Origin of the sequence: Haemophilus sp. SZY H36, assembly GCF_018829625.1 — a bacterium.
Classification (GTDB): domain Bacteria; phylum Pseudomonadota; class Gammaproteobacteria; order Enterobacterales; family Pasteurellaceae; genus Haemophilus; species Haemophilus haemolyticus_K.
The window spans coordinates 121685-147731 of sequence record NZ_JAHKKA010000003.1; the positions used below are offsets into that span (position 1 = coordinate 121685).

The following is a 26047-nucleotide window of genomic DNA, read 5'->3' on the forward strand; positions in this document are numbered from 1 at the left end:
CGGCCCTTTTTACGGAGAATTGTCTATGCGCTGTCCATTTTGTTTTACAGAAGAAACCAAGGTAATTGATAGCCGTTTGGTATCGGATGGCTATCAAGTTCGTCGCCGTCGTGAGTGCGGTCATTGTCATGAGCGTTTTACTACCTTTGAAACAGCCGAATTAATCGTACCAAAAATTATTAAAACTGACGGCACTCGAGAACCGTTTAATGAAGATAAATTACGCAGTGGTATTCAGCATGCGTTAGAAAAACGCCCTGTAAGTGCAGATGATGTTGAACAAGCAATTAACCATATAATTTTTCAATTACGTGCGACGGGTGAACGTGAAGTGCCAAGTAAACTGGTTGGAAAACTCGCGATGAATGAATTAAAAAAACTCGATAAAGTGGCTTATATTCGTTTTGCATCAGTCTATTTGAGTTTTGATAACATTAATCAATTCACCAAAGAAATTGAGAACTTAAAGGATTAACCATGAGCGAATTTTCCGCGCAAGATCGCAAATTTATGCAACGCGCCTTGGATTTAGCCGCCAAAGGACAATATACCACCACTCCGAATCCATCGGTAGGATGCGTATTGGTAAAAAATGGTGAAATTGTGGGGGAAGGCTTTCATTTTAAGGCTGGACAACCTCATGCTGAACGCGTTGCCTTAGCTCAAGCTGGTGAAAATGCCAAAGGAGCAACCGCTTACGTCACCTTAGAGCCCTGCTCTCATTATGGTCGCACACCGCCTTGCGCATTAGGATTAATCGAGGCTGGCGTAGTGAAAGTCATTGCTGCGATGCAAGACCCAAATCCCCAAGTAGCGGGGAAAGGATTGAAAATGTTGTCTGATGCAGGCGTCGAAAGTGCGGTGAATTTATTAAACGATCAAGCTGAAAAAATAAATAAAGGCTTTTTAAAACGAATGCGTCAAGGTATGCCTTTTGTTCAGCTCAAACTTGCAATGAGTTTAGATGGACGAACAGCAATGGCAAGTGGAGAAAGTAAATGGATTACGGGCCCTGATTCTCGTTCGGACGTACAAAAAATGCGAGCAAAATCATCCGCACTTTTATCCACTTCTGCGACAGTCGTTGCAGATGATCCTAGCCTTAATGTACGCTGGAATGAATTCCCTGAAAATCTTAAAACAGAATATAAAAAAGAAGATCTTCGTCAGCCTGTGCGTGTCATTTTAGATTCACAACATCGCATTCAGCCGACTCATAAACTTTTTTTAACGCATTCTCCCGTTTGGTTAGTTTCTAGTGAAACACGAGATTTAACAGGTTTTCCTGATTTCTGCGAACAAATTATGCTTCCAAAAGAAAATTTACTAAAAGAATTAATGCGAGAACTGGGAAAACGCCAAATAAATATGCTTTGGGTAGAAGCTGGAGCAAATCTAGCGGGTAGTTTAATTGATGCGAAATTAGTGGATGAATTGATTATTTACATTGCGCCCAAATTACTTGGCGACAATGCTCGTGGTCTATGCCAATTACCGAATTTAACTAAACTTGCCGATGCACCATTATGGCAACTCAATGAATTAGAACAAATCGGTGACGATATAAAATTAACTTACACACCGAAAGGAATCTAAATGCTTAAAAAACTTTTCCATTCCGCACTTTGGGGCTTGGCGGCTGCTGGCGTGATTTTGTTTGCAGTTCCAAGACTGAATAACAGCAATATCTTCACTTCAGACGATATTGTATCGTTCAAAAATGCGGTGCGTATTGCCTCTCCAGCAGTAGTGAATGTTTATAACCGCTCTTTTTCTTCCGCCAGCATTAATGATAATGATCAGCTACAAGTGAATAACTTAGGTTCTGGCGTAATTATGAGTAAAGATGGCTATATTCTGACGAATAAACACGTTATCCAAAATGCGGATCAAATTGTAGTAGCGTTACAAAACGGAAATATTTTTGAGGCCAGTCTTGTTGGTTCAGATAATCTCACCGATCTCGCTGTTCTCAAAATTCGTGCAAATAATCTTTCAACCATTCCACAAAATTCAGCTCGTCAAGCTCACGTTGGTGATGTGGTATTAGCAATCGGTAATCCCTATAACTTAGGGCAAAGCGTGTCTCAAGGTATTATTAGCGCAGTGGGACGTAATGCCGTAGGTGATTCTGTTGGCAGACAAAACTTCATCCAAACCGATGCTTCAATTAACCGCGGCAACTCAGGTGGTGCATTAATTAATTCTGCAGGGGAATTGGTTGGAATCAGCACCCTTAGTATTGGGAAAACCGCTAATGAAATAGCAGAAGGACTAAATTTTGCCATTCCAATGGATATTGCAAATGATGTTTTACAGAAAATCATTCGAGATGGGCGTGTTATCCGAGGTTATTTTGGTGTGCAAAGCGACATCAGTTCAAGTAGTGAAGAAGGCATAGTCATCACTGGAGTAAGCCCGAATAGCCCAGCAGCAAAAGCAGGAATTCAATTAGGTGATGTCATTTTGAAATTAAATAATCAAGAAGGCATTTCAGCCCGAGAAATGATGCAAATTATCGCAAATACAAAACCTAATTCAAAAGTTCTCGTCACCATTCTACGATTAGGCAAAATCTTACAACTTCCTGTTGTCATTGAAGAATTTCCAGTAAATTAATAAAAAAGTAGCGTTCTTAATCATGGAACTGACTTTCTATTTTTAACTCTTTCTCTTTTTAATAGGAAGAAGAACGAGAAGATCTAATTAAACTATAAAAAATAATACAAACGAAGAAATAAAATAACGATCCCGAATTATGCGCAAGAAATGACTGGCTCATAAAATAGAATAAATGAGATAATAGATGCATAACACCTAAAATTGCGACACATTTTATTTCTAAATTTTGTTGTTGACAATTTTTCATAAAATAAATAAAAGGCACAAATAATATAACTATCAATCCTATAAAACCTAATAGTCCCCGTTTAACCCAAGATTCTAAAAATTGATTATGCAAGCTATTAAACTGCAAGGTCGTTTTCGCCATACTACCTGATTCTATCTGTTTATTTCTGAATAGTTCGTAACCTCTGCTCCCATGACCAAAGATAGGCGATTCTTTAATGGCTACAAATGCATTCTCCCACATGTCAAACCTAGCCCCCAACGATGTACTTTTATCATTTTTTTCTAGATATAACTTAATATCAGACTCAGCCGCATAATAACGCTTCGTCATATTAAATTTAGGGTTCATTACAAGAAGAATAAAAGATCCACCCATAATAGCAAAAAAAGCTATTATCAGTTTCTTACTAAGAAATTGACGATATAGTAATAAAAGAATAATCAGTATAATTGGAAATCCTACCCAGCCACCACGCGCACCGGATAATGCGCTTGTACTCATCGCAAGAATAACTCCAGCCAATCCTATTAATACAGATTTATAATATTGTTTTATGAAAAAATGTATTGTGATCACTAAACTAAATGTCGCTAATGAAATAGCTATATCCCCAACCTGAATATGCATAATTTCAGGAAAAGGCTTATCATATCCCAAATAAAATTTCTGAAATAATGCCACGCACCCTGTTATAATTGCCCCTGTCGGAATAGCATACAAGATCGTATCAATCTTTAATGGGAAATGTCGAAATAAAATGAATAAAGGAATGAATAATAAAACTCGACTTGGGTTGTCAATTTCTCTAAAACTATCCTGATTAATAAAAACAGAAAGTAAAAAACTAATAAAATAATATAATAAGGAAAAGATGAAAATTTTATCTATTTTAGATAATTCATCATGTATCTTTGATTTTATAAAATAAATAATAACATAAATAACACTAACAGCACCTAAAGTTATGGGAACATAGCTATATCCCTTCTTGAATATCAAAACCGTTGTAAAAAATAGCCCAACAAATACATTAATACAAAAAGTAATATATTTTTTATGAAAAAATGAAGTCATCGCAACGTCAACCTAATTACTAAGATGAGCTATTTTACCTGAATTTATTCATAAATACTCCCAAAATCAGACTATTACTTTATGAAATCAAGAATAAAACTGGTATAGTGTTCCCCCTCATTTTCTTTTATATGGAGGACAAAGTGGAAATTATACTTTCATACCAACAAGCTAATGCTGTTTGGGGGGAAAAAACAATTCTCAGTTTTAACGATAAACAAGCGACTATTCATTTACAAAACAATGAAAAAACAGACCGTACTTTAATACAACAGGCTGCACGTAAGTTACGTAACATAGGCATTCAAGAAGTTGAGCTTTTAGGTGATAATTGGGCATTAGAATCTTGCTGGGCATTTTACCAAGGCTTTTATACCGCAAAACAAGATTATTCAATTGAATTTCCTCATCTTGATGACGAACCACAAGATGAACTATTAGCACGTATTGAATGCAGTGATTTTGTACGTGAAATCATTAATGAACCAGCACAAAACTTAACGCCTGTAAAATTGGCCGAGCATGCAGCCGAATTTATCTTAAATCAATCAGATATTTATAATAAAAAAAGTGCGGTAAGTTTCCAGATCGTTTCAGGGGAAGAACTTGAACAACAAGGATATCATGGTATCTGGACGGTTGGTAAGGGGGCAGCAAATCCACCAGCTATGTTACAACTTGATTTTAACCCAACAAATGATCCTAATGCGCCAATATTAGCCTGTTTAGTTGGGAAAGGGATTACTTTTGACAGTGGTGGTTACAGCCTAAAGCCAAGTGATGGAATGAGTACTATGCGTACCGACATGGGGGGAGCAGCATTATTAACTGGTGCTTTAGGATTAGCAATTACACGAGGGTTAAATCAACGTGTAAAACTTTACTTATGTTGTGCCGAAAACCTAGTGAGTAGTCATGCCTTTAAATTGGGAGATATTATCACTTATAGAAATGGCATTACCGCTGAAGTATTAAATACAGATGCTGAAGGCCGTCTTGTCCTAGCGGATGGGTTAATTGAAGCTGATAATCAGCACCCCAAATTTATTATTGACTGTGCAACATTAACGGGAGCGGCAAAAGTTGCATTAGGTAATGATTATCATGCAGCACTTTCAATGGATGAGAACTTAGTAGCAAAGCTATTCCAATCTGCTCAAGATGAAAATGAACCTTTCTGGCGTTTACCGTTTGAAGATTTCCATCGTTCACAAATCAGCTCATCATTTGCAGACATTGCTAATATTGGTAGTGTCCCGGTTGGAGCAGGTGCAAGCACAGCAACAGCTTTTCTCTCTTATTTTATAAAAAATTATAAGAAGAACTGGTTACACATTGATTGTGCAGCAACTTATCGTAAATCAGGTAGCGATTTATGGGGTGTGGGCGCTACAGGTATTGGTATACAAACACTTGCAAATTTATTATTGTTAAAATCAAAAGAATAAGGATTTACTTATGACGGAAAGAACACTTTCTATTATTAAACCTGATGCAGTTAATCGCCATCTTATAGGTGCTATTTTGGCACGTTTCGAACAGGCTGGTTTTAAGATTATTGCTACAAAGATGATACATTTAACGCGTGAGCAAGCTGAAGGTTTCTATGCTGAACATCAAGGGAAAGTATTTTTTGAACCACTTATTAATTATATGATATCAGCACCAATTTTAGTTTCTGTATTAGAAAAAGAAAATGCAATTAAAGATTACCGCACTTTAATTGGCAATACGAATCCAGAAACAGCAGAAGAAGGTACAATTCGTAAAGAATTTGCACTAAGTCAACGCGAAAATTCAGTTCACGGTTCTGACAGCATAGAAAGTGCTAAACGTGAAATAGCCTATTTCTTTGTTGATTCAGAAATCTATACCTACTGACATATTTATATTATTTCTAACAACAAAGCACCTAGATACATATCTAGGTGCTTTATTAAAAAAGCTCACTTTAGGTGGGCGAAATAAGGATTAAAATTATGAAACTAAACTACTTTCTATAAAGTCTGCTATCTAATGATAAAGCGCCCGCACCAGAAAAAACAAAGTACAAAAATATAATAGAATAAAGTAACGCAAGCTCACCGCCATTTGCAATTGGGAATAATAAATTCCCTTTGCCAGCCACATGCATAAAGAAATACGCAAAAGCCATTTGGCCAGATAAAATAAACGCAGCTGGGCGCGTAAATAATCCTAAAATTAATAAGATTGAGCCGATAATTTCAATCACGCCACCTACAATCATCATTGAATCACCGACCGGGCCATTCCCACCAGTCATAGAAATTGGAAACTCCCAAAATTTTGCTGTGCCATGTAAGATAAACATGTAAGCAGCAGTGATGCGTAATAGCGCTAATACATAAGGGCGATATTTTTCAATATTGTTCATTTGCTTTCCTTTTGTTTAAAGATGAATTAAAACAGCGCCATATTAATATTTAACGAATAGTTAAACAATAATTAAAATTGAAAAATACTTTTTACCAAAAGTAAAAAATAACTAAAGTAGCTTTCCAATCCAATTAGAAAAAGAATCGGCATCCATAAAGCCGGTTACTCTACTTCCTTGAATCTCATTATTTTGCTCATCAAAAAATAAAATTGTGGGTAATCCCATCACATTAAAGCGTTCCATTAATGCTTTATTTTCAGGGCTATTCTTTGTCATATTCACTTGTAACAATAAGATATTTTGAAATTGCTGTTGCACTTTTGGATCTGAAAAAGTCAGCTTTTCAAATTCTTTACAAGCCACACACCAATCCGCGTATAAATCCAACATCGCGATCGAATGCGGATTTTCCGCTAAAGTGCGGTCAAGTTCTTCAATATTTTTAATTTGCTTAAATTTAACCTGAGAAACAGGCTTATTTTCTACCGCACTTTGTGTTGTAGTTTGAGTTTGCCAAATCCAATTTTGCAAAGGTTGTACGGAAACCATAGCCAAAGCAAAACTAATAATTTTAATGGCATAGCCAAAACCACTCTTAGGCATCTGCAACGCAAACCAAATAAAGAATGCTGTCGCTAATCCAGCCCATAAGCGTGGCTCCCATACTTCAGGCAAAATACGAGAAAGCAAAAACACAGGTAATGCTAACATAACAAAGCCGAATGTTTGTTTCACTGTGTTCATCCACTCACCTGATTTTGGCAAAATTTTATTACCAAATAATGTGATTAACATTAGCGGCACGCCCATACCAAGAGCGAGCAAATAAAGGGTTGCCGCACCTGTGAATAAATCACCACTTTGCGCCACATAAAGTAAAGCACCTGAAAGCGGGGCTGAAGTACAAGGTGAAGCAACAAGGCCGGCTATCATCCCCATAGCGAAGGCGCCACCAAAAGCCCCTGACGTTTGTTTCTGACTCCATGTATTAAGTTTATTTTGTAAACTATTCGGCAATTGAAGGGTAAACACCCCAAACATAGAAAGGGCAAGAACAACAAATAAAATAGAAAGCCCTACCATGACATAAGGATGTTGTAAGGCAATTTGGAACGGTAAGCCAATTGCTGCAACAGCAAGACCTAATAAAGTATAAGTCAACGCCATCCCTTGTACATAAAGGAATGTTAAAATAAATGCTCGCGACATACTTCTTTGTTGTTGACCAATAACAATTGCTGAAAGTAAAGGCAACATAGGCAACACACAAGGCGTAAAAGCAAGCCCTACGCCTAATAAAAAGAATCCCCAAATTGCCCATTTACTATGAAATAAGCTATCAGCCAAACGATCTTGTTCTGATAAAAGCACTGGTTCTTCCGTATTATTTTCTATAGCTTTTGCATTAGAAATAACAAGATCACCAAGCCGTAAAACTTTACTTTCTGGTGGATAACAAAAACCTTCTGTACAACCTTGATAAGATATTTCCACTTTATCATCAGCATGGGAAAAATCACCGATAAAAGTGCCATCTATGGGTTGGGTAAAGACACTCACTTCACCAAAATAAGGATCCTGATGTCGTTCTGATTGTTGTAGAAAACGAGCTACCAACAATTTTGATTTATCAACAAATCTACCACTGATTTTATCTTGATAAAGATAATATCCTTTCACGATATCCCAATGAATCTGGAGTTGGGTTTTATCTGGAGATAATGTAGCAGAAAATGCAAATGCATCATCTACATTTAAAAATGATTGTTTTTTATCAAACAATCCTGCATTAGCTACAAATGTGGTAAAAATAAATATAAAAAAAAGGATAAATTTTTTCATAAAATAAACTAGAAAAGGAGAAAATTGCCTAAAATTTTAACATAAAGAAATTTGAAAGCATAAAACTATGATGTAGATCACAAAAACAAAACCTAATGAAAAAATCAGTGCATTTTTCTGTTGTTACAACAATGTTACATCGTTAGAATGATAACCACGATAGCATACGCCAAAATAAGTATAAGGATGGAAAATGGCTACCCCAAAAATTCTCATTGTTGAAGATGAAATCGTGACCCGTAATACGCTTAAAGGGATTTTTGAAGCTGAAGGGTATGATGTTCTTGAGGCTCAAGATGGCGCAGAAATGCATCATATTCTTGCACACTACACGATTAATCTTGTGGTAATGGATATTAACTTACCTGGAAAAAATGGTTTATTACTTGCCCGTGAATTGCGTGAAAATATTAATTTACCACTTATATTTTTAACGGGACGAGATAATGAAGTTGATAAAATTTTAGGATTAGAAATAGGTGCGGACGATTACTTAACCAAACCATTTAATCCCCGCGAACTTACTATTAGGGCTCGTAACTTACTACACCGTACTCTGCCTCACCAAGAAAAGGAAAATACATCGGGAAAAGAATTTTATCGCTTCAATGGTTGGGTATTAGATTTAAATAGCCATAATCTCATTACCCCAGAAAACCAAGAACTAAAATTGCCACGCAGTGAATTTCGCGCAATGCTTTATTTCTGTGAAAACCCAGGTAAGTTGCTAACTCGAGAAGAACTTCTGCGTAAAATGACAGGTAGAGCATTTAAACCACAAGATCGCACTGTAGATGTTACAATTCGCCGAATTCGGAAACATTTTGAGGAATATTCAAATACCGATGAAATCATCATGACAGTGCATGGAGAAGGATATCGATTTTGCGGTAATATAGAATAATGTCAAAGGCTATTATTCATTTCTTAAGATGAATGATAGCCTTTACCTAGCCGAACAACCCTCAAACCAACTTTCTAAAATCAAGCAAGCAGAAATACCATCGACCTTATCCTTTTTAAGCGATCTGAAACCACCACGTTCAAATATCTCACTACGCGCTTCCATTGTTGTAAGACGTTCATCTTGTAACTCAACAGTAATACCAAAACGCCCATGCAACCGGTTAGCAAATTTTTTCGCTCGTAGTGTTAAGTCTTGAATGGTACCATCCATATTAAGTGGCAAACCAACAACAAGTACATCAGGCTTCCATTCCTTTAGACAGTTTTCAATAGCGCTCCAATTAGGGATCCCATCCTGTGCTTTAAATGCTGGAAGTGCTTGAGCCGTTCCAGTTATACTTTGTCCAACCGCGCAACCAATACTTTTTGTACCAAAATCAAAGGCAAGTACAGTGATCCCCATTAACTATGCCCCACTTGAGCCATCACAAAATTATGAGGATGAATACCAAGAGATTGATTGGCCACTATATAGCGTTCTTCATAAGGTGTATCAAACAAAATTTGTTCACTAGCTGGTGCAACTAACCAGGCATTATCAATAATTTCTTTTTCTAACTGTCCTGCAGACCAACTTGCACATCCTAGCGCAACTAAATATTTTTCTGGAGCGAATGTAGACCCAAAGGTTTCTACAACATCAGCAGATGTCGTCATAGAAAGCGTATCAGTAACCTTGTAAGTATGTTGAAAATGATTAAGTGTATTTTTATGTAAAATAAAACCACGTTCTGAATGTATCGGACCGCCAGCAACGACCATTTCATTACCAAAAGCGCGGTCATTTTTCATCATAAAATTAAGCTTTAAATAAAGTTCTGCAATACTTAAATCCGTAGGCTGATTGATTACTAATCCCATAGAACCTTGTTCGTTATGTTCACACATAAACACCACAGTTCGATTAAAATAATCATCTAAATGAGGCATTGCGATGAGAAACTTCCCTTGCAGTTCCATCATTCTCCTAAATCTCCAAAATAAATTTGTAATGCACTGATCGCTGCTAGTGAAGCAGTCTCGGTACGTAATACACGCTTTCCTAATAAAATTTCAGTAAAACCTTTCTGTTGTGTTTGCACTATTTCTTGTTCTGATAACCCGCCTTCTGAACCAATTAACAAACGTACCCCATCTTTTGGAATCATTGGTAACGTTTTTATACTATGTTGTGCTCTAGGATGTAGATTTAATTTAATCGCCCCATCATCTTCTGCACACCAATCCTGTAATTTCATTAGAGGACGAATTTCTGGAACCACATTACGACCACATTGTTCACAAGCAGCAATGACAATTTTTTGCCACTGTTGAATTTTTTTATCCATCCGTTCGCCATCTAACTTCACGCCACAACGTTCAGACCACAGTGGCGTAATCACATTTACTCCCAATTCCACAGATTTTTGAATGGTGAATTCCATCCGTTCACCTCGTGAAATAACTTGACCTAAATGGATTTTTAAATTGGATTCTTTATCAGAAAGTTCTCTCCCTAAGATATTAACTTTTACCGATTTCTTATTGGATTCTGTGATTATTGCTGGATAAATATGGTTTGAACCATCAAAAAGTTCAAGTTGCTCACCTTCTACCATTCTCAATACACGACCAACATGATTGGCAGCATCTTCAGAAAGTTGACATTGCGTTTGATATTCTAGTGATTCAGGGTGATAGATTCTAGGTATGCGCATAGTATTCTAAAATGTTAATAGGAGACGGGAATAATATCTTTCACATGAAAAAGAAATAAATTTACACGTGGGCTATTTTAAGCCTCTCATTCCCTATAGATTAATCAGATAGATTTTGAGGTAACCGCTCTAAAATAGTATGCCAGTAAGTGATAGAGCGAACATTATGTTTACGAATACAATCTACCACAGCATCAGCGTTACCTATCTGACAAATTTGCTGCATTTCTAAGTAGAATTGTTTAGTAAGTTCTCTGTGCTTTTCTTCTTTAAAGAAGAGTAAACCAATTCGTTGATAAACGCCCTTTAAACTATTGAATACTAATCGATAAAAAGGCTTATTAGCTACCACAGTAAATTGACGAAACAAAGTATAGTCAAATTCTGTGTAATCTTGAGCAGTATTCTCCAATTGCTCTAGTGATGCAAAAAGTGCGGCAGATTGCTCTGGAGAATTTTTAACAGCCTCATAAATATAAAATTCAGACATTTTACTACGTAAAGATAGCATATTATCAATAATCATTGGTGCTGAACGCATATCCAAACTAATCAATGTCTCGATAATATTTGGTCCAGCCGTATCCCAAATATTATTTACTTTCGTCGGTTTACCATGCTGAATTGTTAACCAGCCATCTCTCGCCAAACGTTGCAACACTTCACGTAATGTTGTACGAGTTACCCCTATTTTATCAGCAAGATCTCGTTCTGAAGGCAAATTACTCCCTGCGGGAAAAATATCCTGCCAAATACTTTTTACAATATACTCTTCAGCCAAAGCCGCAGGACTTTGCGCTTTTAAAATGTCATTATCGTTTTGCATTACACTTAAAAATCAGATAAAAATAAAAAAAGATGCAATTTTATGAAAAAATAGCTAGTTTTTATTATCCTTTAAAGACGGATATATTACAATGTCCGCATGATAAAAAATAGTGGAGTCCCCTATGACAAACATTCAAGCTTTTATGAAAAACTTTCTTGGTTCAAGTCCGGATTGGTATAAACTTGCCATTGTTGCTTTTCTCATTATTAATCCGATTATTTTCTTTTTCATCAGCCCTTTTCTAGCAGGCTGGCTATTAGTCGCTGAATTTATTTTCACGTTAGGCATGGCATTGAAATGCTACCCCCTTCAACCCGGTGGTTTATTAGCTATTGAAGCTATTATTATAGGCATGACAAACGTAGAGCATGTAAAAGCTGAGATTATGTCTAATTTTGAAGTAATTTTACTATTAATGTTTATGGTTGCGGGTATTTTCTTTATGAAGCAATTACTGCTTTATGTATTTACTAAATTACTCGTTAAAATTCGCTCTAAAATTGCACTTTCTCTCGCATTTTGCTTTAGCGCAGCCTTTTTATCCGCTTTTCTTGACGCATTGACCGTAGTTGCGGTCATTATTAGTGTCGCAATGGGATTTTATGGGGTATACCATAAAGTCGCATCAGGAAATGGTTTAATGGATGCAGTGGATATTTCTGATGATGCTAAAATTGATGCAAAACATCATGAAACCTTAGAAAAATTTCGAGCATTCTTACGTAGTTTAATGATGCATGCTGGCGTCGGAACTGCACTTGGTGGCGTAATGACAATGGTGGGTGAACCACAAAACTTAATTATTGCAGAACAAGCCAAATGGAACTTTATCGAATTTTTCTTCCGCATGTCACCAGTTACTGTTCCAGTATTTATCTGTGGATTGCTCACTTGCTTCTTAGTCGAAAAATTCAAATTATTCGGTTATGGTGAAAAATTACCTGAAGATGTATGGAAAATCTTGTCAGATTTAGACCGCACTAATTCAGAAAAAATGTCTAAACAAGACAAAATCAAATTAGGTGTTCAAACGTTAATCGCGATTTGGTTAATTCTTGGATTGGCGTTCCATCTTGCGGCGGTAGGCTTAATTGGTTTAAGTATCATCATTTTTGCTACAACATTCACAGGTGTGACTGACGAACACACTATCGGTAAAGCATTCCAAGAGTCTTTGCCATTTACAGCCCTACTTGTTGTCTTCTTTTCTGTGGTTGCTGTAATTATTGATCAAAAACTATTCGCACCTATTATTCATTTTGTACTTGCTTCTGAAGAAAATACTCAGCTTGCTCTCTTCTATATCTTTAATGGATTGTTATCTTCTATCTCTGATAACGTATTTGTCGCAACGGTTTATATTAACGAAGCAAAATCTGCATTAGCGAATGGCGTAATTTTACCTCATCAATTTGAATTGCTTTCTGTGGCAATCAATACTGGAACAAACTTACCATCAGTCGCAACACCAAATGGACAAGCAGCATTCTTGTTCTTATTGACTTCATCCCTTGCCCCATTAATTCGTCTTTCTTACGGAAGAATGGTTTATATGGCTTTGCCTTATACTGTTGTTATGTCGCTTGTAGGTTTATTTGCTATCGAATTTATTTTACCTGCAACTACAGATTGGTTGGCAAGCTTAGGTTTAATTTTGCCGATTTAAGGAGACAAAATGCTCACATTATTAAAACAATTTTCTGAAAAACGTTCCGCATGGTTTTTGCTAGCTTTATCAAGTTTAGCCTTGGAATCTACCGCACTTTATTTCCAATATGGAATGGGGTTACAGCCTTGTGTGCTTTGCGTATATGAACGTTTAGCGATAATTGGATTATTTATTGCGGGCACTATTGGTCTTCTCGCACCCAAATCATTTATTGTGAGATTAATCGCCTTGATACTCGGATTATTTAGTAGTATTAAAGGCCTTTTGGTATCACTGCGCCATTTGGATCTACAAATGAATCCAGCCCCCTGGAAACAATGTGAGTTTATCCCTAACTTTCCAGAAACCTTACCATTTCATCAATGGTTTCCTGCTATTTTTAATCCTACTGGCTCTTGTAATGAAAGCCAATGGTCATTCTTAAATTTAACCATGGTTCAGTGGCTCGTATTTATTTTTGTTGTATACATTGCAATACTCACAATATTATTTATTTCTCAAATACAAAAAAGTCGTAAACAAAGACGGCTATTTAACTAAAAACAATGCCATTTGAAAAAATCAAATGGCATTTTTCTTTATTATATATTCTCATTTTATGATCAATAAAATCTTTCTATATTTACGCAAACGTTTGCTATATAATTCACTCCGCTTATTTTTAATCATTTAATGAAAGGAAAATGTGATGACAGATCGTCCAATTCGTCAGGCTTTACTGAGTGTTTCTGATAAAGCCGGTATCGTAGAATTTGCTCAAGGCCTAGTACAGCGTGGTATAAAACTACTTTCCACAGGCGGTACCGCAAAATTGTTAGAGCAGCATGGTTTGCCGGTGACTGAAGTGTCTGATTATACGGGATTCCCTGAAATGATGGACGGTCGCGTGAAAACCTTACATCCAAAAGTGCATGGTGGGATTCTTGGTCGTCGTGGTACAGATGATGCTATCATGCAGCAACATGGCATTGAAGGCATTGATATGGTGGTCGTGAATTTATATCCTTTTGCCGCAACCGTGGCTAAGTCAAATTGCACGTTAGAAGATGCCGTGGAAAATATTGATATCGGTGGTCCAACCATGGTGCGTTCTGCTGCGAAAAACCATAAAGATGTGGCGATTGTCGTGAAAAATCAGGATTTTGATGCCATTCTTGCCGAAATGGATCAACATCAAAACAGCTTAACTCTTGAAACCCGTTTTGATCTTGCCATCAAAGCATTTGAACACACTGCGCAATACGATTCCATGATCGCGAACTATTTCGGTCAGTTGGTGAAACCTTATCATGTTGCTGCTGAAGAAGATGCAGAGGCGAAGTGCGGTCAATTCCCGCGGACTTTAAATTTGAACTTCGTGCGTAAGCAAACCATGCGTTACGGCGAAAATGCCCATCAAAATGCGGCGTTTTATGTGGATCTCAATGTAAAAGAAGCGAGTGTGGCAACGGCAAACCAACTGCAAGGTAAGGCTTTGTCTTACAATAATATTGCCGATACCGACGCAGCCCTTGAATGTGTAAAAGAATTTGATGAACCTTCCTGTGTGATTGTTAAACACGCCAATCCATGCGGCGTGGCCTTAGGCAAAGATATTTTAGACGCCTACAATCGCGCCTATCAAACAGACCCAACCTCAGCCTTTGGCGGCATCATTGCTTTTAACCGTGAATTAGACGAAAAAACCGCAAATGAAATTGTAGAACGTCAATTTGTAGAAGTGATTATTGCACCGAAAGTGTCTGCAGAAGCCGTTGAAGTGGTGAAACGTAAGAAAAATGTCCGTTTGCTTGAATGTGGAGAATGGCAAGCACGTACCCAACGTTTAGATTTCAAACGTGTGAACGGTGGCTTGTTGGTGCAAGATGCGGATTTAGGTATGGTGGGCTTGGATAATTTAAAAGTGGTCAGCAAGCGTCAACCGACCGAACAAGAATTGAAAGATTTACTATTCTGCTGGAAAGTAGCGAAATTTGTGAAATCGAATGCCATTGTTTATGCCAAAGATAACCAAACCATCGGCATTGGCGCAGGCCAAATGAGTCGCGTGTATTCGGCTAAAATCGCCGGTATTAAAGCGCAAGATGAAGGCTTGGAAGTGGCCGGTTGTGTGATGGCATCTGATGCGTTCTTCCCATTCCGTGATGGCATTGATGCGGCGGCGAAAGTAGGCATTCAATGTGTGATTCATCCGGGTGGTTCAATGCGTGATCAAGAAGTGATTGATGCGGCAGATGAGCATAATATGGTGATGGTATTGACCGGAATGCGGCATTTTAGACATTAATTTATCTAACTATCCCCCTCTTTTGTAAAGAGGGGGATGGGGGGAGATTTAAACGATGCTAAATGTACTATGAGGTTGAAATAACTTCTGCCAAATCTCCCCTACCCCTCTTTGCTAAAGAGGGGATTAAATTCAAAAAGATACAAGGACTACAACATGAACATCCTCATCATCGGAAACGGCGGTCGTGAACATGCCCTCGCTTGGAAAGCGGCGCAATCGCCATTGGCAGATAAAATTTTCGTTGCACCGGGCAATGCAGGGACAGCGTTAGAACAAAAAGTCGAGAACGTGAATATCAGTGCAACGGATATTCCTGCATTGGTTAAATTTGCCCAAGATAACCACATTAGTTTAACGATTGTAGGGCCAGAAGCACCACTCGTGATTGGGGTGGTGGATGCGTTCCGTGCAGTAGGTTTAAACATTTTCGGACCAACGCAAGCAGCGGCGCAATTGGAAGGTTCCAAAGCCTTTACTAAAGATTTCTTAGCGCGTCATAAAATCCCAACCGCAGAATATCAAAACTTCACCGAAGTTGAACTGGCATTGGCTTACTTGCGTGAAAAAGGTGCCCCCATTGTCGTTAAAGCGGATGGCTTGGCGGCAGGCAAAGGCGTGATTGTGGCGATGACCTTGCAAGAAGCCGAAGACGCAGTGCGTGATATGCTTTCCGGCAATGCCTTTGGTGAAGCCGGCAGTCGGGTGGTCATTGAAGAATTTTTAGATGGCGAAGAAGCGAGTTTTATCGTCATGGTGGATGGCAAAAATGTTGAGCCTATGGCGACCAGCCAAGACCACAAACGTGTGGGTGAAAAAGACACTGGCTTGAATACCGGCGGCATGGGGGCCTATTCCCCTGCGCCTGTGGTGACACCTGAAATTCATGAGCGCGTGATGCGTGAAGTGATCTATCCAACGGTCAACGGCATGGCGGCAGAAGGCAATGTTTACACCGGTTTCTTGTATGCCGGTTTGATGATCATGCCGAATGGTCAGCCGAAAGTAATCGAATTTAACTGCCGTTTCGGTGATCCGGAAACTCAACCGATTATGTTGCGTTTGGAATCGGATTTGGTGGAACTTTGTCTTAAAGCCTGTGATGGCAAATTAGACGAAGTGAAATCCCAATGGAACCCGAAGGCTTCTTTAGGTATCGTCTTAGCAGCAGAAGGTTATCCGGGAGATTATCGCAAAGGCGATGAAATCAGCGGTTTGCCTCAAAGTGCGGTCGAAAATGAGAAAGTTTTCTTGGCCGGCGTAGAGGCTAAAGCGGGCAAGTTAGTCACCAACGGTGGCCGTGTGCTTTGTGTGACCGCATTAGGTGAAAGCGTATTTGAGGCACAACAGAAAGCCTTAAAATTGGCTGAGCAGATTCAATGGACAGGATGTTTTTATCGTCGAGACATTGGTTACAGAGCTGTGGAACGAGAACACGCAAAATAGTTAGAAAATTTGCTAGGTCTAATAGAGAAATAATATTATATAGCAATTGTAATTTATCTATTTTTTGTAATACACTGTAACAGTTTTCTTATCACTTTACGGAACCATATCATTCATGCGACAATTTTTTATCACATTATTATATTCTTCAATTCTACTTTCCTTAGAAATAATTTATCGCAAATTATTTAATATACCTAGCATAGAAAAATATATTGAAAGCTATATTTTCAATTATTTATTTGTCACCTTGTTTCTTTACTCAAAATATAAATTTACAAAGATACTAATTAGTACTTTATTTGCAATAAGCATTTTATTTAACAATGTACATTATGCCCTGTACCAGTCTTGGATCGGACCTGTTAGTTACTTGCTTGCATTTAAAGAAATCAATGAAGTAACAAATGCAGGTATAACAATGGTAGATAAATTTATTTTTCCATTTTTATTTGGGGTATTTGAAATTTTATTTTTTCTAAGCTTAAGTTTTATAAAGAGAAAAGAATATAAATTCTCTTGGTTATTTGACTTTATTTTTTACATTGCAATGATATATGTTTTTGTTCGAGCATACACAACAAAATCTCACGAACGTTTCATTTCGCCTAATACAACCTATTCAAGACTAAAGTCTAATTATTTTTCTTTTGGATATTTTGTAGGAAGATTATTACCATATGAGATACTCTCATTGTCAGACACCGCTATTTACTTGAAAAGTAAACCTGAAAAGACGAATAAACCTAAAATTAAGAACATTATTTTAATAATGGGAGAAAGTGCATCAGCAAGCCATTTTAGTGTATTTGGATATGATAGAAACACCTCTCCATTTCTAAATTTGTTAAAAAATGAAAAAGGAGCAATTGTTGGAAAAACTTATTCAGGAGGTTTATTTACAGCAATATCCTTACCAATGTTTTTTAATTCTATTCCTTATCCAAATGGAATGCAGCAAATAGCTAAAGGTGATACAAATTTATTTAATTTAGCAAAAGATCAGGGATTCCAAACATTTTTTTACTCAGCTCAAGCTAGGGACGACATGCATATGATCAATTTTTTAGGTGGTGCCTGGATTGATGATGTTCGTTTTCCAGATAATGAAGGCTATTCTTTAAGAGATTCAATGCCTGATAATAAATTACTTCCTGCTTTTAAAAATATTAATTTAGATAATGGTTATCATTTTATTGTTTTACATCATAGAGGAAGCCACATTCCCTATGGGGCATTATTAGATAATAAAGAAAAAGTGTTTGGAAAAAATAACGCAACAGATAATTATGATAATACTATTCTAAATACTGATAACTTTATCTCAGAGGTTTACCATTATTTATCTAGTAAATCTTCTAAAGATTGGATCATTGCTTATACATCTGATCATGGTCAATATGTAAAAGGTGATACTTATAAACAAGGTACATTTGATGAAGATAATTATATTGTTCCATTAGTTCTATATAGCCCAAATGAAGAAATACAAAAAACGGTGTTAGATAGCTTCTCATCATGTAAAGTTTCATTTCATAATCAGTTATCTAGTCTTCTTATTAATATAATGGGATATAACTATCCAATTGGTACTTGTGATAAAGGAGTAGTTAATGGAAATATTCTTACCGGTGATGCAGGATACCTGAAAATAGAATCTAATGGTAAACAAGAATATATCCATTAAATTATGACTTTCCATGATGAATTAATTTCATTTAAGTGATGAAAATTTAGGAATGAAATTTTAATTAAGTTTTTATCCATAAACAGTTAAACTATCTGTCATAAATTACATAACAGGAGAACACAATGTTTACAAGAAATATGACTATCGCTGATTACGATCCGGTTTTATGGCAAGCCATTCAAGATGAGAATCGTCGTCAAGAAGAACATATTGAATTAATCGCTTCTGAAAACTATGCCAGCCCGCGCGTAATGCAAGCTCAAGGTTCACAATTCACTAATAAATACGCTGAAGGCTATCCAGGTAAACGTTATTACGGTGGTTGTGAGTATGCAGACATTGTGGAACAGCTAGCAATTGACCGTGCGAAAGAATTATTTGGTGCAGATTACGTGAATGTTCAACCGCACTCTGGCTCACAAGCAAACGCAGCTGTGTATGGTGCATTGATTAATGCGGGCGATACTATTTTAGGTATGGATTTGGCTCACGGTGGGCACTTAACTCACGGTGCAAAAGTCAGTTTCTCTGGCAAGATTTATAACTCTGTGCTTTATGGAATCACTGCGGATGGCTTAATTGATTATGAAGATGTTCGTCAAAAAGCATTAGAATGTAAGCCAAAACTTATCGTTGCGGGTTTCTCGGCTTATTCACAAGTTGTGGATTGGGCGAAAATGCGTGAAATCGCAGATGAAGTTGGTGCGTATTTATTTGTGGATATGGCGCATGTAGCGGGATTAATTGCAGCGGGTTTATATCCAAATCCATTGCCTCATGCACATGTTGTGACAACAACAACCCATAAGACATTGGGCGGTCCTCGTGGTGGTTTAATCCTTTCTTCTTGCGGTGATGAAGAAATTTACAAAAAATTACAATCATCCGTATTCCCTGCAAACCAAGGCGGTCCATTAGTTCATATTATTGCGGCAAAAGCAGTTTGCTTTAAAGAAGCATTAGAGCCTCAATATAAAGAATACCAAGCAAATGTGTTGAGAAATGCAAAAGCAATGGTTGAAGTATTTAAACAACGTGGTTATGACGTTGTGTCAAATGGTACTGAAAACCACTTGTTCTTAGTAAGTTTCATCAAACAAGGATTAACTGGTAAAGCAGCTGATGCAGCATTAGGTAAAGCAAATATTACAGTGAATAAAAATGCTGTACCAAACGATCCGCAAAAACCATTTGTTACTTCAGGTATTCGTGTAGGTACACCATCTGTGACTCGCCGTGGTTTCAATGAAAATGATGTGCGTGAATTAGCTGGCTGGATGTGTGATGTTTTAGATGCTTTAGGCAAAGAAAATGAAGAACAAGTGATTGCTGAAACTAAAGAAAAAGTATTAGCAATTTGTAAACGTCTTCCAGTTTATCCGAAATGATTTATTTTCTTTCGTTGATTATATGGTTAGCGGCGATCAATATCGCCGCTTATTTTTTTATGTGGAGAGATAAAATTCGGGCAGTGCGTAACGAGTGGAGAATTCCTGAAAAAACATTTTTTCTTCTAAGTCTTTTAGGTGGTTTTATGGGAATTCATTTAGCCATGAACCATTTTCGTCATAAAACGCTGCATTTTAGTTTTAAATTTATTGTTGTCATTAGCGCATTTCTTTGGGTTGTCGTTTTTCCATGGTTATATTTTTCTTTTATTTTTCAATATATAAAAGCATGATAATGTAGATAAATTAATTTGTTATGGTTCACTAACTATTGGCTTGGAGAACTGATTTTTACTAACGTTATTTTGTATAATATTGGAAATTTTTTATGGGAAATCATATGAGTTATATTGTTGGCTTAACTGGTGGCATTGGTAGTGGTAAAACAACGATTGCTAATTTATTTGCTGATCTTGGCGTACCTCTAGTGGATGCAGATGTGGTTGCTAGAGAAGTCGTCGAGAAAGATTCCCCTTTATTATCTAAAATTGTTGAACATTTTGGTGCTCAAATTTTAACGGAACAAGGTGAACTTAATCGTGCGGCCTTACGAGAGCGAGTGTTTAGTCATGATGAAAATAAATTGTGGTTAAATAATCTTTTACATCCCGCTATTCGTGAACGCATAAAACAACAATTAGCAGAACAAACTGCGCCTTACATATTATTTGTCGTCCCTTTATTAATAGAAAATAAATTGACCGCACTTTGTGATCGTATTTTGGTAGTAGATGTGAGTCCACAAACTCAACTTGCTCGTTCATCGCAACGAGATAACAATAATTTTGAACAAATTCAACGAATTATGAATTCTCAAGTTTCTCAACAAGAGCGTTTAAAATGGGCGGATGATGTGATTAATAATGATGCTGAACTGGCCCAAAACTTACCGCACTTACAGCAAAAGGTGCTAGAATTGCACCAGTTTTATTTACAACAAGCGGAACATAAAAATGTCTGACGAAATTATTGAAGTACCTTGTCCAATTTGCCAAAAATCTGTGCCTTGGACAAATGAAAGTACTTTTCGACCTTTTTGTAGCAAACGTTGCCAGTTAATCGATCTTGGCGAATGGGCGGCTGAAGAAAAAGCGATTCCAAGTGATACTGCAGATTTTGCAATGGATCCAAATGTGAGTGACGAATGGAGCATTAAATAGAGATTAACCGATAGGAAACCCTATCGGTTAATTTTTATAAGTACGGTCCTTTTTTGAGGATTTTCCCTAAGCATGCTATGCTAAACGTAATTTTATTATTCTAAAATGTGATTTTTATGCAACAAGATTATTTAAGCCAACAGCGATTCTCCGATCTTCCTCTACATCCAATTGTACGAGATGCTTTGGCAAAAAAAGGCTTTGATTTTTGTACCCCAATTCAGGCTTTATCCTTGCCTATCAGTTTAAATGGACGAGATGTTGCAGGACAAGCTCAAACTGGTACAGGCAAGACAATGGCTTTTTTAACGTCTACTTTTCACCATCTTTTAACTCACCAAGATTCTAATCTTGAATATCGTCACCCAAGAGCTTTGATTTTAGCACCTACACGAGAATTAGCGGTGCAGATTAGTAATGACGCAGAATTTCTTGCAAAAGCTAGTGGATTAAAGACCGCACTTGCCTATGGTGGCGATGGTTATGATAAACAACTACAAGCGATTGAGCGTGGCGTCGATATTTTGATTGGTACGACTGGGCGAGTCATTGATTATGTAAAACAAGGCGTAATTAGTTTAGATGAAATTCAAGTTGTCGTGCTAGATGAAGCGGATCGAATGTTCGATCTTGGGTTTATCCGTGATATTCGTTATTTATTACGTAAATGCCCCGCTCCGCAATCTCGTTTAACGATGTTATTTTCAGCGACACTTTCTTATAAAGTGCGTGAATTAGCATTTGAAGATATGAATGACCCTGAATATATTGAAATTGAACCGGAACAAAAAACAGGGCACCGAATCAAAGAAGAACTTTTTTATCCATCTAATCAGGATAAAATGGCACTTCTCTTAACCTTAATGGAAGATGAGTGGCCTGAGCGTTGTATTGTGTTTGCGAATACTAAACATCGTTGTGAAGAAATTTGGGGTTATTTGGCGGCTGATGGGCATCGTGTCGGCTTACTGACTGGCGATGTAGCACAGAAAAAACGTTTATCGTTATTAAAACAATTTACTGATGGTGATTTGGATATTTTAGTGGCAACAGATGTGGCTGCTCGTGGCTTGCATATTTCTGATGTGACGCATGTTTTCAATTATGATTTACCTGATGATAGAGAAGATTACGTTCACCGAATTGGTCGTACTGGACGAGCTGGGGAAAGTGGCGTTTCGATTAGTTTTGCTTGCGAAGAATATGCGATGAATTTACCCGCAATTGAAGAATATATAGGCCATTCTATCCCAGTCAGCCAATATGAAACAGAAGCCTTGCTTGAACTGCCGAAACCATATCGGTTAAAACGTGCAGTACCACCGCAAGGGCATACAAGACATCGTTCTTATCACACAAAATAGTGATATAATTTTTTAGTCTCAATAATTAATAAGGAAATCATTATGGCCATTTTAGTGACAGGTGGTGCCGGTTATATCGGTTCTCACACGGTTGTAGAATTATTAAATGCTGGCAAAGAGGTGGTGGTATTAGATAATCTTTGCAATTCATCGCCAAAATCCCTTGAGCGTGTAAAACAAATTACAGGCAAAGAAACAAAGTTTTATGAAGGTGATATTTTAGATCGTGCTTTGTTACAAAAAATCTTTGCAGAAAATGAAATTAGCTCTGTTATTCACTTTGCTGGGTTAAAAGCCGTAGGGGAAAGTGTTCAAAAGCCGACAGAATATTACATGAACAATGTAGCTGGCACCCTTGTATTAATTCAAGAAATGAAAAAAGCGGGTGTTTGGAACTTTGTATTTAGCTCATCTGCAACAGTTTACGGTGATCCAAAAATTATTCCAATTACAGAAGATTGTGAAGTCGGCGGTACAACCAATCCTTATGGTACCTCTAAATATATGGTTGAGCAGATTTTACGTGATACAGCAAAAGCGGAACCAAGATTTAGCATGACCATCTTGCGTTATTTTAATCCAGTTGGAGCGCATGAAAGTGGCTTAATTGGTGAAGATCCAAATGGCATTCCAAATAATTTGTTGCCTTATATCAGCCAAGTTGCCATCGGTAAACTAGCTCAACTTTCTGTATTTGGTAGTGATTACGACACTCATGATGGAACAGGTGTGCGTGATTATATTCATGTAGTGGATTTAGCCGTGGGGCATTTAAAAGCGCTTCAACGTCATGAAAATGATGCTGGTTTACATATTTATAACCTTGGTACAGGCCATGGTTATTCCGTATTAGATATGGTAAAAGCTTTTGAAAAAGCTAACGACATTACCATTGCATATAAACTTGTAGAACGCCGCCCTGGTGATATTGCGACATGCTATTCAGATCCTAGTTTAGCTGCAAAAGAACTTGGTTGGGTGGCAGAACGTGGTCTTGAAAAAATGATGCAAGATACGTGGAACTGGCAGAAAAATAATCCAAAAGGGTACAGAGATTAATATTCTCTAATATTTGTTTTTCTTTTTTAGGAAGAAGAAGCTAAACATTGGGGGATGTGATTAAAAATCCCCCTAATTTTTGCACTTATCCTTTAATTGAAAGGCAAAGTTTCTAAAATACAACCAAAATTAACCGCACTTTATGTCAAATTCCCTTTCTTCCCAAATTTTTACACGCAAGATGTTGATTTGCGTATTCACAGGTTTTAATTCTGGTTTGCCATTATTTGTGTTATTGCAGATGTTGCCTGTTTGGCTAACAGATAAACATCTTTCAATTGAGCTTATTGGTGCGGTAACTGGTGTGATGTTGCCTTATGGATTGAAATTTTTGTGGGCACCATTATTGGATCGTTATTTCCCAAGTTTTTTAGGGCGTCGTCGTAGCTGGATGTTGCTTTCACAAGTGGCATTATTGATTTTACTTTACATCATTAGCCTTTTTGATCCGCTCACACAATTGAGCACGGTGGCAAATATTGCCTTGCTTATCGCTTTTTTTTCAGCCACACAAGATATCGTGTTAGATGCGTATCGTCGTGAAATTTTGAGTGATCATGAATTAGGTTTGGGAAATACTATTCATATTAATGCTTATCGAATTGCGGGATTAATTCCTGGTGGATTATCGCTCTATTTGGCGGCGATTTATCCTTGGGAAACGGTATTTTTATGGACCGCTCTTTGTATGTTAGCCGGTATCTTCATGACACTCTTTTTAGCAAAAGAGCCAAAAATAGACATGCAGCAAACTAATCAGCCTTTCTATCAAGCATTTTGGATTCCATTACAAGAATTTTTCCAGCGTAAGGGCGTTATTCAAGCTATCGGTTTTTTACTGTTTTTGTTTTTATATAAATTCGGGGATTCTTTTGCCACAACGCTACAAACCAAATTTATTTATGATATGGGGTTTAGCAAAGAGGATATAGCCATTGTTGTAAAAAGTACCGCACTTTGGTCAAGCATTTTATCTGGACTTGCTGGTGGTGTGATCATGCTAAAACTGGGTATTAACCGTGCATTGTGGCTATTTGGATTTGTACAAATGGTGACAATTGGTGGGTTTATTTGGTTGGCCGCTTTCGGACATTTTGATGTTATTACATCTGCCGAGTTATGGAAACTGGGTGTTGTGATTGCAGCAGAATATATCGGCGTTGGACTTGGTACCGCGGCTTTTGTGGCTTTTATGGCGCGTGAGAGTAACCCTCTTTATACCGCAACACAGCTTGCACTTTTTACGAGTCTTTCAGCTTTGCCAAGTAAAGTTTTAGGTATGCTTTCTGGTTATGTTGTGGGAGCCGTGGGGTATTATCAGTATTTTTGGTTTTGTTTATTTTTAGCGATTCCAGGCATGCTTTGTTTATTTTGGGTAGCGCCTTGGAATCAAGATAATAATACGGCCAATTCACTATAAAAGTGCGGTAAAAATTATAAAAAATTTGACCGCACTATGCTTTATCAGTATCTTAATCACGTTTTTTATTAATGGAGATTTTTTATGAAAATTATTCTTTTAGGTGCACCGGGTGCAGGTAAAGGCACTCAAGCACAATTTATTATGAATAAATTTGGTATCCCGCAAATTTCAACTGGCGATATGTTCCGTGCTGCAATCAAAGCAGGGACTGAACTTGGCAAACAAGCTAAAGCATTAATGGATGAAGGTAAATTAGTACCAGATGAATTAACCGTTGCCCTTGTAAAAGATCGTATTGCTCAACCTGACTGCGCAAATGGTTTCTTGTTAGATGGTTTCCCTCGTACTATTCCTCAAGCGGATGCATTGAAAGATTCAGGCGTTAAAATTGACTTTGTTTTAGAATTCGATGTGCCAGACGAAGTGATTGTTGAACGTATGAGCGGCCGTCGTGTACACCAAGCATCTGGTCGTTCTTACCACATTGTTTATAATCCACCAAAAGTGGAAGGTAAAGATGATGTAACGGGTGAAGATTTAATTATTCGTGCAGATGATAAACCAGAAACTGTATTAGATCGTTTAGCCGTATATCATAAACAAACCAGTCCATTAATTGATTATTACCAAGCAGAAGCGAAAGCGGGGAATACTCAATATTTCCGTTTAGATGGTACACAAAAAGTGGAAGAAGTTAGCCAAGAGCTAAATAAAATTCTAAGCTAAAATTAACCGCACTTTTTGATATAGAGAAGTGCGGAATATTCCTTAACATGTCTAAAATCCCTAGTTTTATCTTTTAATGATTTACCTCGTGTAAATTCCTGACTTGAAATCAGAT

Annotated in this window: 26 protein-coding genes; 19 read left to right on the forward strand and 7 right to left on the reverse strand. The window is 37.3% G+C overall.

Features of this window, described 5'->3' with window-relative positions; all coding sequences use genetic code 11:
* Nucleotides 1–25 precede the first annotated feature (25 nt).
* The 3 genes from nrdR to degS are packed head-to-tail and all read left to right on the forward strand — an operon-like array spanning nucleotide 26 to nucleotide 2619.
* Complete coding sequence (gene nrdR / locus KP713_RS06595; RefSeq protein WP_046949673.1) at nucleotides 26–475, forward strand: transcriptional regulator NrdR; 450 nt, start codon at nucleotides 26–28, stop codon at nucleotides 473–475.
* A gap of 2 nt (nucleotides 476–477) precedes the next feature.
* Nucleotides 478–1596, forward strand: coding sequence for a bifunctional diaminohydroxyphosphoribosylaminopyrimidine deaminase/5-amino-6-(5-phosphoribosylamino)uracil reductase RibD (gene ribD / locus KP713_RS06600; RefSeq protein ID WP_111407732.1), 1119 nt, complete (start codon nucleotides 478–480; stop codon nucleotides 1594–1596).
* On the forward strand, nucleotides 1597–2619 hold the full coding sequence (gene degS, locus KP713_RS06605) for an outer membrane-stress sensor serine endopeptidase DegS (protein ID WP_065265561.1): 1023 nt from the start codon (nucleotides 1597–1599) through the stop codon (nucleotides 2617–2619).
* A gap of 58 nt (nucleotides 2620–2677) precedes the next feature.
* Here the strand turns inward: degS and KP713_RS06610 are convergent, their stop codons facing one another.
* Nucleotides 2678–3928, reverse strand: a complete 1251-nt coding sequence (locus KP713_RS06610) for an O-antigen ligase family protein (protein ID WP_111407733.1) — start codon at nucleotides 3926–3928, stop codon at nucleotides 2678–2680.
* Between the two features lie 143 nt (nucleotides 3929–4071).
* Here KP713_RS06610 and pepB point away from each other — a divergent pair, with 143 nt between their 5' ends.
* Together pepB and ndk are read left to right on the forward strand one after the other, a co-directional pair.
* Entirely contained in the window at nucleotides 4072–5376 is a 1305-nt protein-coding gene (pepB, locus tag KP713_RS06615; protein ID WP_215770198.1) for an aminopeptidase PepB, read from the forward strand.
* Between the two features lie 10 nt (nucleotides 5377–5386).
* Nucleotides 5387–5809, forward strand: coding sequence for a nucleoside-diphosphate kinase (gene ndk / locus KP713_RS06620; protein WP_140527434.1), 423 nt, complete (start codon nucleotides 5387–5389; stop codon nucleotides 5807–5809).
* A gap of 109 nt (nucleotides 5810–5918) precedes the next feature.
* Here the strand turns inward: ndk and KP713_RS06625 are convergent, their stop codons facing one another.
* Entirely contained in the window at nucleotides 5919–6323 is a 405-nt protein-coding gene (locus KP713_RS06625) for a DoxX family protein (RefSeq protein ID WP_140527435.1), read from the reverse strand.
* Between the two features lie 111 nt (nucleotides 6324–6434).
* On the reverse strand, nucleotides 6435–8168 hold the full coding sequence (locus KP713_RS06630; protein WP_140527436.1) for a protein-disulfide reductase DsbD: 1734 nt from the start codon (nucleotides 8166–8168) through the stop codon (nucleotides 6435–6437).
* Between the two features lie 193 nt (nucleotides 8169–8361).
* Between KP713_RS06630 and arcA the strand changes: the two genes are divergently transcribed.
* Nucleotides 8362–9072 (forward strand): two-component system response regulator ArcA, encoded by a 711-nt coding sequence (arcA, locus tag KP713_RS06635; RefSeq protein WP_048953492.1) that lies wholly within the window; start codon nucleotides 8362–8364, stop codon nucleotides 9070–9072.
* Nucleotides 9073–9114: 42 nt separating this feature from the next.
* On the opposite strand, the gene ruvX is transcribed toward arcA, so the two are convergent.
* The 4 genes from ruvX to fadR form a co-directional block, all read right to left on the reverse strand.
* Complete coding sequence (ruvX, locus tag KP713_RS06640; protein WP_140527437.1) at nucleotides 9115–9537, reverse strand: Holliday junction resolvase RuvX; 423 nt, start codon at nucleotides 9535–9537, stop codon at nucleotides 9115–9117.
* A complete protein-coding gene (locus KP713_RS06645; protein ID WP_106013626.1) occupies nucleotides 9537–10097 on the reverse strand; it encodes a YqgE/AlgH family protein in 561 nt (186 codons plus the stop codon). The genes ruvX and KP713_RS06645 overlap by 1 nt, the downstream gene beginning before the upstream one ends.
* A complete protein-coding gene (gene rsmE / locus KP713_RS06650; protein WP_106013627.1) occupies nucleotides 10094–10831 on the reverse strand; it encodes a 16S rRNA (uracil(1498)-N(3))-methyltransferase in 738 nt (245 codons plus the stop codon). The genes KP713_RS06645 and rsmE overlap by 4 nt, the downstream gene beginning before the upstream one ends.
* Before the next feature lie 100 nt (nucleotides 10832–10931).
* Entirely contained in the window at nucleotides 10932–11657 is a 726-nt protein-coding gene (fadR, locus tag KP713_RS06655) for a fatty acid metabolism transcriptional regulator FadR (protein WP_140527439.1), read from the reverse strand.
* Between the two features lie 124 nt (nucleotides 11658–11781).
* On the opposite strand from fadR, the gene nhaB reads away from it, so the two are divergent.
* The 13 genes from nhaB (at nucleotide 11782) to adk (ending at nucleotide 25932) form a co-directional block, all read left to right on the forward strand.
* Nucleotides 11782–13326 (forward strand): Na(+)/H(+) antiporter NhaB, encoded by a 1545-nt coding sequence (nhaB, locus tag KP713_RS06660; protein WP_140527440.1) that lies wholly within the window; start codon nucleotides 11782–11784, stop codon nucleotides 13324–13326.
* 9 nt (nucleotides 13327–13335) lie between these two features.
* Entirely contained in the window at nucleotides 13336–13869 is a 534-nt protein-coding gene (gene dsbB, locus KP713_RS06665) for a disulfide bond formation protein DsbB (RefSeq protein ID WP_140527441.1), read from the forward strand.
* A gap of 148 nt (nucleotides 13870–14017) precedes the next feature.
* A complete protein-coding gene (purH, locus tag KP713_RS06670) occupies nucleotides 14018–15616 on the forward strand; it encodes a bifunctional phosphoribosylaminoimidazolecarboxamide formyltransferase/IMP cyclohydrolase (protein ID WP_252346327.1) in 1599 nt (532 codons plus the stop codon).
* A 156-nt stretch (nucleotides 15617–15772) separates the two neighbouring features.
* A complete protein-coding gene (gene purD, locus KP713_RS06675) occupies nucleotides 15773–17062 on the forward strand; it encodes a phosphoribosylamine--glycine ligase (RefSeq protein ID WP_215770200.1) in 1290 nt (429 codons plus the stop codon).
* 421 nt (nucleotides 17063–17483) lie between these two features.
* Entirely contained in the window at nucleotides 17484–18749 is a 1266-nt protein-coding gene (locus KP713_RS06680) for a phosphoethanolamine transferase (RefSeq protein ID WP_252346328.1), read from the forward strand.
* Nucleotides 18750–18874: 125 nt separating this feature from the next.
* On the forward strand, nucleotides 18875–20140 hold the full coding sequence (gene glyA / locus KP713_RS06685) for a serine hydroxymethyltransferase (protein WP_215770201.1): 1266 nt from the start codon (nucleotides 18875–18877) through the stop codon (nucleotides 20138–20140).
* Nucleotides 20137–20433 (forward strand): DUF1294 domain-containing protein, encoded by a 297-nt coding sequence (locus tag KP713_RS06690; protein ID WP_215770202.1) that lies wholly within the window; start codon nucleotides 20137–20139, stop codon nucleotides 20431–20433. The genes glyA and KP713_RS06690 overlap by 4 nt, the downstream gene beginning before the upstream one ends.
* A gap of 107 nt (nucleotides 20434–20540) precedes the next feature.
* Nucleotides 20541–21161: a dephospho-CoA kinase gene (coaE, locus tag KP713_RS06695; protein WP_215770203.1), complete on the forward strand. Its 621-nt coding sequence runs from the start codon at nucleotides 20541–20543 to the stop codon at nucleotides 21159–21161.
* On the forward strand, nucleotides 21154–21360 hold the full coding sequence (yacG, locus tag KP713_RS06700) for a DNA gyrase inhibitor YacG (protein WP_005645697.1): 207 nt from the start codon (nucleotides 21154–21156) through the stop codon (nucleotides 21358–21360). The genes coaE and yacG overlap by 8 nt, the downstream gene beginning before the upstream one ends.
* 116 nt (nucleotides 21361–21476) lie before the next feature.
* Nucleotides 21477–22724, forward strand: coding sequence for an ATP-dependent RNA helicase RhlB (rhlB, locus tag KP713_RS06705; RefSeq protein WP_215770204.1), 1248 nt, complete (start codon nucleotides 21477–21479; stop codon nucleotides 22722–22724).
* A gap of 42 nt (nucleotides 22725–22766) precedes the next feature.
* A complete protein-coding gene (galE, locus tag KP713_RS06710; protein WP_215770205.1) occupies nucleotides 22767–23783 on the forward strand; it encodes a UDP-glucose 4-epimerase GalE in 1017 nt (338 codons plus the stop codon).
* A 142-nt stretch (nucleotides 23784–23925) separates the two neighbouring features.
* Nucleotides 23926–25203, forward strand: coding sequence for an MFS transporter (locus KP713_RS06715; RefSeq protein ID WP_140527450.1), 1278 nt, complete (start codon nucleotides 23926–23928; stop codon nucleotides 25201–25203).
* A gap of 84 nt (nucleotides 25204–25287) precedes the next feature.
* Entirely contained in the window at nucleotides 25288–25932 is a 645-nt protein-coding gene (adk, locus tag KP713_RS06720; protein WP_048953463.1) for an adenylate kinase, read from the forward strand.
* The last annotated feature ends 115 nt before the right edge of the window (nucleotides 25933–26047 follow it).

Excerpts from the sequence above, each read along its gene's own strand:
- KP713_RS06610 (WP_111407733.1), bottom strand. The coding sequence starts at position 3,928 with ATGACTTCATTTTTTCATAAAAAATATATTACTTTTTGTATTAATGTA.
- adk (WP_048953463.1), top strand. The coding sequence starts at position 25,288 with ATGAAAATTATTCTTTTAGGTGCACCGGGTGCAGGTAAAGGCACTCAA.
- KP713_RS06630 (WP_140527436.1), bottom strand. The coding sequence starts at position 8,168 with ATGAAAAAATTTATCCTTTTTTTTATATTTATTTTTACCACATTTGTA.
- ribD (WP_111407732.1), top strand. The coding sequence starts at position 478 with ATGAGCGAATTTTCCGCGCAAGATCGCAAATTTATGCAACGCGCCTTG.
- yacG (WP_005645697.1), top strand. The coding sequence starts at position 21,154 with ATGTCTGACGAAATTATTGAAGTACCTTGTCCAATTTGCCAAAAATCT.
- purD (WP_215770200.1), top strand. The coding sequence starts at position 15,773 with ATGAACATCCTCATCATCGGAAACGGCGGTCGTGAACATGCCCTCGCT.
- glyA (WP_215770201.1), top strand. The coding sequence starts at position 18,875 with ATGTTTACAAGAAATATGACTATCGCTGATTACGATCCGGTTTTATGG.
- rhlB (WP_215770204.1), top strand. The coding sequence starts at position 21,477 with ATGCAACAAGATTATTTAAGCCAACAGCGATTCTCCGATCTTCCTCTA.
- coaE (WP_215770203.1), top strand. The coding sequence starts at position 20,541 with ATGAGTTATATTGTTGGCTTAACTGGTGGCATTGGTAGTGGTAAAACA.
- ndk (WP_140527434.1), top strand. The coding sequence starts at position 5,387 with ATGACGGAAAGAACACTTTCTATTATTAAACCTGATGCAGTTAATCGC.
- KP713_RS06715 (WP_140527450.1), top strand. The coding sequence starts at position 23,926 with ATGTCAAATTCCCTTTCTTCCCAAATTTTTACACGCAAGATGTTGATT.
- nrdR (WP_046949673.1), top strand. The coding sequence starts at position 26 with ATGCGCTGTCCATTTTGTTTTACAGAAGAAACCAAGGTAATTGATAGC.
- purH (WP_252346327.1), top strand. The coding sequence starts at position 14,018 with ATGACAGATCGTCCAATTCGTCAGGCTTTACTGAGTGTTTCTGATAAA.
- dsbB (WP_140527441.1), top strand. The coding sequence starts at position 13,336 with ATGCTCACATTATTAAAACAATTTTCTGAAAAACGTTCCGCATGGTTT.
- degS (WP_065265561.1), top strand. The coding sequence starts at position 1,597 with ATGCTTAAAAAACTTTTCCATTCCGCACTTTGGGGCTTGGCGGCTGCT.
- KP713_RS06625 (WP_140527435.1), bottom strand. The coding sequence starts at position 6,323 with ATGAACAATATTGAAAAATATCGCCCTTATGTATTAGCGCTATTACGC.
- galE (WP_215770205.1), top strand. The coding sequence starts at position 22,767 with ATGGCCATTTTAGTGACAGGTGGTGCCGGTTATATCGGTTCTCACACG.
- KP713_RS06645 (WP_106013626.1), bottom strand. The coding sequence starts at position 10,097 with ATGATGGAACTGCAAGGGAAGTTTCTCATCGCAATGCCTCATTTAGAT.
- rsmE (WP_106013627.1), bottom strand. The coding sequence starts at position 10,831 with ATGCGCATACCTAGAATCTATCACCCTGAATCACTAGAATATCAAACG.
- KP713_RS06680 (WP_252346328.1), top strand. The coding sequence starts at position 17,484 with ATGGTAGATAAATTTATTTTTCCATTTTTATTTGGGGTATTTGAAATT.
- ruvX (WP_140527437.1), bottom strand. The coding sequence starts at position 9,537 with ATGGGGATCACTGTACTTGCCTTTGATTTTGGTACAAAAAGTATTGGT.
- arcA (WP_048953492.1), top strand. The coding sequence starts at position 8,362 with ATGGCTACCCCAAAAATTCTCATTGTTGAAGATGAAATCGTGACCCGT.
- nhaB (WP_140527440.1), top strand. The coding sequence starts at position 11,782 with ATGACAAACATTCAAGCTTTTATGAAAAACTTTCTTGGTTCAAGTCCG.
- KP713_RS06690 (WP_215770202.1), top strand. The coding sequence starts at position 20,137 with ATGATTTATTTTCTTTCGTTGATTATATGGTTAGCGGCGATCAATATC.
- fadR (WP_140527439.1), bottom strand. The coding sequence starts at position 11,657 with ATGCAAAACGATAATGACATTTTAAAAGCGCAAAGTCCTGCGGCTTTG.